The organism is Candidatus Ozemobacteraceae bacterium (assembly GCA_035373905.1).
Taxonomy (GTDB): Bacteria; Muiribacteriota; Ozemobacteria; order Ozemobacterales; family Ozemobacteraceae; genus MWAR01.
In genome coordinates this window covers 40,521-47,659 of the sequence record DAOSOK010000038.1, presented here as the reverse complement: position 1 = coordinate 47,659, position 7,139 = coordinate 40,521, and the positions used below count along the sequence as shown (strand labels likewise).

General features: G+C 60.1%; 8 protein-coding genes. All 8 read right to left on the bottom strand.

Annotated elements, in window-relative coordinates; all coding sequences use genetic code 11:
* A partial coding sequence (locus PLU72_16580; GenBank protein HOT29795.1) for a hypothetical protein occupies window positions 1-239 on the bottom strand: 239 nt, incomplete at its 3' end.
* A 4-nt stretch (window positions 240-243) separates the two neighbouring features.
* Window positions 244-696 (bottom strand): fructose PTS transporter subunit IIA, encoded by a 453-nt coding sequence (locus PLU72_16575; GenBank protein ID HOT29794.1) that lies wholly within the window; start codon window positions 694-696, stop codon window positions 244-246.
* 153 nt (window positions 697-849) lie between these two features.
* Complete coding sequence (locus tag PLU72_16570) at window positions 850-2,235, bottom strand: Do family serine endopeptidase (GenBank protein HOT29793.1); 1,386 nt, start codon at window positions 2,233-2,235, stop codon at window positions 850-852.
* A 37-nt stretch (window positions 2,236-2,272) separates the two neighbouring features.
* Window positions 2,273-2,884 carry a hypothetical protein gene (locus tag PLU72_16565; GenBank protein HOT29792.1) on the bottom strand — a complete coding sequence of 204 codons (612 nt, stop codon included), beginning with the start codon at window positions 2,882-2,884 and terminating at the stop codon, window positions 2,273-2,275.
* Window positions 2,881-3,534, bottom strand: a complete 654-nt coding sequence (locus tag PLU72_16560; protein HOT29791.1) for a sigma-70 family RNA polymerase sigma factor — start codon at window positions 3,532-3,534, stop codon at window positions 2,881-2,883. The genes PLU72_16565 and PLU72_16560 overlap by 4 nt, the downstream gene beginning before the upstream one ends.
* A complete protein-coding gene (locus tag PLU72_16555; protein HOT29790.1) occupies window positions 3,528-4,274 on the bottom strand; it encodes a hypothetical protein in 747 nt (248 codons plus the stop codon). Before PLU72_16555 ends, PLU72_16560 begins: the two co-directional genes overlap by 7 nt.
* A 22-nt stretch (window positions 4,275-4,296) precedes the next feature.
* On the bottom strand, window positions 4,297-5,565 hold the full coding sequence (locus PLU72_16550) for an HD-GYP domain-containing protein (GenBank protein ID HOT29789.1): 1,269 nt from the start codon (window positions 5,563-5,565) through the stop codon (window positions 4,297-4,299).
* A 62-nt stretch (window positions 5,566-5,627) separates the two neighbouring features.
* Window positions 5,628-7,124 (bottom strand): M14 family metallopeptidase, encoded by a 1,497-nt coding sequence (locus tag PLU72_16545; protein ID HOT29788.1) that lies wholly within the window; start codon window positions 7,122-7,124, stop codon window positions 5,628-5,630.
* Window positions 7,125-7,139: the final 15 nt, after the last annotated feature.

The window sequence follows — 7,139 nt, the reverse complement described above, 5'->3', positions numbered from 1 at the left end:
GGAAGGAACTTCTGGTTTTCCTTGCCCTCGCGAAGGAACAGATCTTCACCGGTCTCGGCCGCGTCAACCGCATCGCCCTCTTTTTCCTTCGCGACGGTCTTTTCCTGGCGTTTTTTCGAATCGCTGGAAGACGCGCGCCCTGCGGCCTGCAACGTCTCGCCCGAAAGAAGCAGACAGGAGAAAACGGCGGATATAAAGCAAACCCCGACCCGGTGTGCGCCGGATCGGGGTCGCGTCAAACGGTCATTCATTATCCCGGATGATCTCGAGAACCGCGGCGGGGCCGTCGGCATCCATCAGGGCCTGGCGGAATTCGTCTCCGCGCAGAAGCCGGGAAATCTTCGCAAGCAGTTTCAGGTAGGGGCCGCCCGAAGCGATCGGGGCAAGCAGAAGGAAAATCAGATTGACCGGCTTCCCGTCGATGGCGCCGAAATTGATGCCTTCGGGCGACCGGAAAAACGCGACCGAAAGATCCTTGATCACGCCGCAGCGCGCATGCGGGATGGCAATTCCCCCACCGACACCGGTGGTGCCGAGCTTTTCACGCTCGAGAAGGGCGCTCTTGAGAGCCGCCGGTTCATCGACCGTGCCGGAATCGACGATCGCCTTCACGAACGCATCGATCGCTTCGTCTTTTCCGACGGCCTTGAAATCCAGGAACACCATCTTTTCATGCAAAACATCCGCCAATTGCATTCGGGCTTCCTCCGATTGTCTGCCTACGACTTACTGCTGCGAGTGTGAGTATAATAGGATATTTCCGCTGTCGTCAATGAAAATCAGACGAGTATTACCTTACCAAGGTCGGCTGATTCGGTCAATCAATTGAGAGGAAATTATTCGATTCCGTCATGGAACGGCTATCAGAATGAGGTTTCCGACCGTTCCCCGAATCACGCCGAGGATGATGCGCCCCCCGGAGGGAAGCCGCCGCAGAATCGCATCCAACTCTGCCGCCGACGTGACGGGCACGCGATTGATCGTCTGAATGACGTCGCCGGGCCTGAGGCCTATTTCCTCGGCGAGACTGCCGGAACGGATCGCCGTGACGACGACGCCGGACGTGACCTGGATGCCGAACTCATCGCGCGTTGCGCCGTTCAGATCGGCAAGTCCGAGGCCGAGGCGGTTTTTTGCGGCCATCGCGGCCCCACGCTTACCGCTGCTCGGAATTTCGCTGAGGGTGAGCTTGACGATATTGACCGTCCCTTTTCGATGAACGCCGAGTTCGACCGCCTCCCCGACACGGAACCGGGTAATCTGGTCGTTGAACGCGCCGATGCCGTCGATTTCCTTCCCGTTCACGGAAACGATCACGTCGCCGGGGGAAATGCCGATGCCGTCGGCATTCGAGCCTTGCGCCACCTCGGTGACGAGCACCCCTTTCCGGGGAATTTCCAGGTGTTCGGCCAATCTGTCGTTGATTTCCTGAAGCGTAAGACCCGTGAAAACCTTTTTGACTTTTCCGAACGCCATCAGGTCGCCGATGATCCGCCGCGCCGAGCTGACGGGAATCGCGAACCCGATTCCCTGACCGTACGGGAGGATCGCCGTGTTGATGCCGATCACCTCGCCCTTCGCGTTCACGAGAGCGCCGCCCGAGTTGCCGGGATTGATCGAGGCATCGGTCTGAATGAGGTTCTTGAAGCCGCGATTGCGATCTATGGCGAGCTCGCGGTCGAGGGCCGAGATGACTCCTGCGGTGACGGTGATGCCGAGGCCGAAGGGGTTGCCGATCGCGATGGCCCACTCCCCCACCCGCAGTTTGTCCGAGTCGCCGAGAGGCGCGAAGGGAAGGGCGGATTCACCGTCTATCTTCAGTACGGCCAAGTCGCTTTTCGCGTCCTTGCCGATGAGGCGTGCCTTCGCCTTCCGGCCGTCTTTCAGCTTCACGAGCAGTTCGTCCGCGCCCGCGATGACGTGCTCGTTCGTCAGCAGATGCCCGTCGGCGCTGATGATGACGCCGGAGCCGTTGCCCTTCTGCGGGATGACATTGTTGAAGCCCGAGAAATCGTCTTCGAAGAGATGGCCGAAGAATTGGTCGAGAAACGGGTCTCCCGAGCCGAAGCTCCGGCGCCGGACGTATTGAACCGATTCGATGGCAACGACGGCCGGGCTCACCTTTTCCGCGATGTCGGCGATGAGAGAGGTGCCGAACAGCTCGTTCGCCGGCCCGGCCAGGACCGGACTGGTGAAAAGGATCAGAATCGCGAGCAGAAGGAACGGATATTTCATGGTATATCAAAGCCTCCGGAACAGGGGATTGAGCGGCTTAGCGGTCGGCCGCGAGCATGCCGGCGGGCATGCGAGATTCGGGATCGTCCATTTCGGGGTGGCTTCGGCGGTATTCGTTCATCTTCCGCATGAAGGCTGCGACGTCTTCCTCACTCAGTTTCGTAAGCGCCTGGCCCGCCGCGGAAGTCGACCTGCCGCGTTCATCCGGAGCCCGCCCCATGCTCTGGTGTTCCGGGAGATGGCGTTCGGATGCCCCGGAGAACCGGGCGATCTGGTATCGAGCCGGGGCCTGGCGGGGGACGTCTGCAATGCCGATCCAGACGATGGTCCCGACGCAGGCTGCGACGAGCGCCGTTTGCACGGGGCGCAACCAGGCCTCGATGAACGAATCGAGCAAGTTGGGCGCGGATGCCGGATCGTCGGGTTCGCCCTCTTCGATGTCGATAAACTGGCCGATGCGCGCCGCGAGATCGTGGGGTGCCGCGGGGGCCGGCATCTCATGCATCGTCTCGAGGAGAAAGGCCCGGTTCGCCATGGCGGCGGCGCATTCGGGGCAGCCGCGTGCATGGGCGATCACGTCCCGGAACGAGTCGTCCGGGCGGTCGTCGCCGTGTTTTTCGTACCAATCCTCAAGCCGGGTGCATTTCATGTTCTGCTCCTCTGCCGAAGAAGCGGCTCCAGGGCTTCCTGTAACAGCCTGCGGCCGCGATTAATGCGCGACTTGACGGTTCCCTCTCTGATGTCGAGGACTTCGGCGATCTGGTCATGCGAATACCCTTCCAAGTCGCGCAGGATGACGGGCATTCGATAGGCCTCGGGGAGTTTGGCGATGTTCCGCTCGATCGCCTGGCGGAGTTCTGCCTGGTATTCCTGTTCGACGACGATGTCGGCCGGATCGTCTTCGGGGCGTTTCGAAAACCAGTCGATGATCGACTCGAGAAACGATTTCTTCTGCCTGGCCCGCGACTGCGAAAGGGAGATGCAGGTATTGCCGGCAATCCGCAGAAGCCACGTCTTGAAGCTCGACCTCCCCTCGAACGAACCGATCGACCGCCATGCCTTGAGAAACACCTCCTGCGTCGCATCGCATGCGTCTTCTTTGTCGTTGAAGAACCGATAGGCAACCCTGTAGACGGCCTGATGGTATCCGGCCGCAAGCCGGTCGAACGAGGGGCGATGTCCTGCGGCGGCCCGCCGGATGAGCTCTCGCTCCAGGTTTTCCCCGGCCTCGATATCCTTAGACTTCGCCGGGGAGTCCTGGGTTCCAGGAATCGTGAAATCGTTCGTTTCTTCTACCATACGAACATGGAAAGGGCTTCCCGGAGCTTCGTCGTTTTTCCGTCGTGAATGCCGATCTGGACGGTTTTTCCTTTCCATTTGCGCTCGCGGGTGACGAAGCCTTCGGCAAAGCCTCGGATCGTCAGGAAATAGTAGCCGGCGGGAAGCGTCAGCGGCGGGAAGGAGAAGGTCCGGCGATGGAATGCATTCTCGACGCCGGGCTCTCCGTTTTCGAGGGAAGCGAGGAGGCGGTCCTGCGCCCAGAGCTCGATGCGGTCCGGCATGATCGAGACCTGTCGCGGCGTTTTTTCGCGCACGGTCGTCACGACGACCTCGAGGGTCCCTTCTCCTTCGGGCCGGACGGTCTTTCCGATCTCGGAGGCGGGCGTCCGCGGGGCGGGCGGCAGCACGGGAAGCGGCATCCAGCCTTCCGGAGCGTCAGACTCGTCCGGCCGAGCCGACTCGGTCGCGGCTTTGCCTTCCGTCGCAGACTCGCCGGCGTATGTGTCTTTCATCGTTGAGGAGGCCGGTCCGGCGGCAACTCCGGTCGTGGCGCTCGCCTCTTCCTCGAGTCCTTCGGAGAGAAAACGGTCGATATTGGCCAGGACGTCGGAGGAACTCGCCGTTTCCGGCTCCTGGGCTACGGAGGAAAATCCGCCGCCCGACACCAGCAGCACGATATATAATATTATATATATATTGCAGGCCATGCCATTGGCTCCGCCCCGGATCGCGCGGAAGGTGTCGAGATGCGAACGCATGGGGCGAGCCTCTGGTGCCGCGCTACGCCGGCGTCTGCGCCGGCTGAGGGGACTGGGAAGTCACGTTGAGCATTTCCTGCGTCGCGGGTCCGGCGATGAACAGGGACTTTTCTTCCATCAGATCGACTTCGACCCGGCCTTTCGTCCGGACGCCCTTCGCATCGCGGAGAATCTTGATCGTCGGCCGGAGAACGGCGTTCTGGTTGATCTTGAGAACCATCCCGATCGAGCCGTCATTGAGTTTGACGAGACTGCCGTTCGGATACAGCGAGAACCGCTTGATGAAATGCTTGAGGACTTCGGGGTCGAACTGGGTGTCGACGCCGCTCATGATGATCTTGATGGCGTCGTAGGGGGTCATCGCGACGCGGTAGGGTCGATCGGTGGTGAGGGCGTCGTAGACGTCGGCAATCGCGGTGATGCGGGCGAACAGCGAAATATCGTTTCCCTTGAGGGACTTGGGATACCCGCCGCCCTTGAATTTTTCGTGGTGCTGCAGCGCGACCATGCGGGAGCGTTCCGAGATGTCGCCGGAACGGCACAGGATCTCGTAGCCGTAGGTGGGGTGACGTTTCATCTCGGCAAACTCGGCGTCGGTCAGCTTGCCGTCCTTGTTGAGGATGGCAAGCGACACCTTCAATTTCCCTACGTCGTGAAGAAGCGCGCCGGTGCCGAGTTCCTGCAAGTCGGGTTTCGGGATCTGCATCACCTGCCCGATCAGGATCGAGAGGGTCGCGACGTTGATGTTGTGGGTGAAGGTGTAATCGTCGAACGATTTGATGTCGACGAGATTCACGATCGCGTCCGGGGCCTGGATGATCTCGTTGACGAGCTCGTTCGCCACTTCCTTCGAGGCGCCCGAATCAATCGGCTGGCCGGCCCTGACGCTGTTCACGACGGTCGACACGACCTTGAAGGCCATCACCTGGGTCTGTTTCGTGATCGCAACGTTCTCGCCCTCGATCATGGTTTTCATCTCGGGGAACTTCTCGAACAGAAGCGCGAAATTCTCTGCGAAACCGATGATATTGTCGACGTCGTTGATGTCTGTAATCTGGAAGTTGTTGACGACGTATTCCTTGCCGGAATCGGTGCGAAGATACAGGTCTTTCCGAATCATCAGGGCCTCGACGTCATACTCGCACTTGAGGCCGCGGATGATGAACCTGGAGGGCATCTGCTGCTTCCCGATCACGTCGCCCGGGATCCAGGTGAATTCCCGACACGAGCCGATATGGCTGTATCCGGTGAAGAGTGCGATATTCGATAATGTCGTCGTGCCTGTCGTCATGCCAGAAAAAGAGACCACCTTTCGGTGGTCTCAGTATACCATACTTTTTCGTTGTAAAGAGGTCAGCGGACGGCTTCGAGTCTCCTGAGCATCTCACCGTCGATCTTCGCTCCATGGCCGATCTCGAAGTTGATCCGTGCCCTGAGCAGCGGCAACACGTATCCGGCACCGCGTGCGGAAGCGAGTTTTTCGAGCGCTGCGCCGGACCCGTTCAGCATGTCGGCGGCGACCAACTCGGCGGCGCGCTTTCCGACCCGGAGAAGCCTGTCGCTGACGGCGAGTTTCGCGGATTCCTGGGTCGTGGCCGACAGGATCGCGTTACCGTCGGCGATCGCCTGGAGGGCGTCGTTCAGGTCGAGATGGGCCGCCAACTCCTCGTTGCCGGTGGGGGTGGTGATCGCGTAGGTTCCGGCCTTGTCGATCAGGTGCATCAAGGCGGGAACATTCAGGTTGTTGATGCCAGCAATCTCCGTTGGGGCAGGAATGAAGGTTTTGGCGAGTTCGAACGTGAACGCAAGGGCCTTCTGGTCGCCGTAGGCCCAGTCGTCGGAATCGCCCATGGCGGGATACAGTTCGGCGCTGTTCTGGGGCGTGTATTTGTTGAAGGCGGACATTTCCTTCGCGAGCTTGTTGAGCGTGGCCTCATCGGGACACGGGATGTTGTAGCCGTATCCGAACGGGTAAAGAATCAGCTCGGAGTAGCTGTGGAAGGAGACGCCGGCCTGGAAATGTTCGCGCTCGTAGAGAGCCTTGACCGCCTGCGCCTCGGGCTCGCTGAAGGGGCCGGTACCGTGATACGTATCGGCGGACGGACTGTTGCTGGCGCCGACGTTTCCCCACTGGTAGCCGTAGTTGCGGTTCAGATCGACGCCGAACACATTGTTGCCGTTGTTGCGGCGGTTCTTGCGCCAGTATTTCGACTTGAGCTGCGAGAAGGTGACGCCGTCGGGGTTCACCATCGGCACGAACCAAACCTCGCGCTCGTTCACGAGGCGGGTGAGCTTCTCGTCCTTGCCGTAGGACTCGAGATACAACTTGAGGGCAGCCATCGGCACCTCGACCGAGATCCATTCGCGGGCATGATGCGCGCCCATGATGATGACGGCGGGTTCTTTTTCGTCGAGGTTGGGATTGTCGCTGACTTTCATGGCCCAGATATCGCGGCCTTCGCAGCTTTTGCCGATCGACTCCAGGCGGGCGATCGACGAATACGTTTCCGCCCAGCTCTGGAGGGTGGACGTCATGCGTTCGAAGGTATAATATTCGGCGCCCTTTTTCTGTTTCTTGAGGATGGAGGCGATATAGGCGTCGAGGTCGGGGATCAGGGTCTTGACCGATGCGGCCTTCTTCGTCAGGGTTTTCAATTCCTGCGCATCGACGACGACTTCGGCGAACGTGGGACCGGCCTTCGCCACGTCGTATCCCGCCATGCCGATTTCAGCTACGGTCTTTCTGGTGAGCCCGTCGAATCTCACGAGAGACTTGGGGGTCTCCGCGCAGACCATCGATGCCGTGAAAAAAGCTGCAAATGAAGCAATAAACCAACCCCGTTTCATCATCAATACTCCTTACGT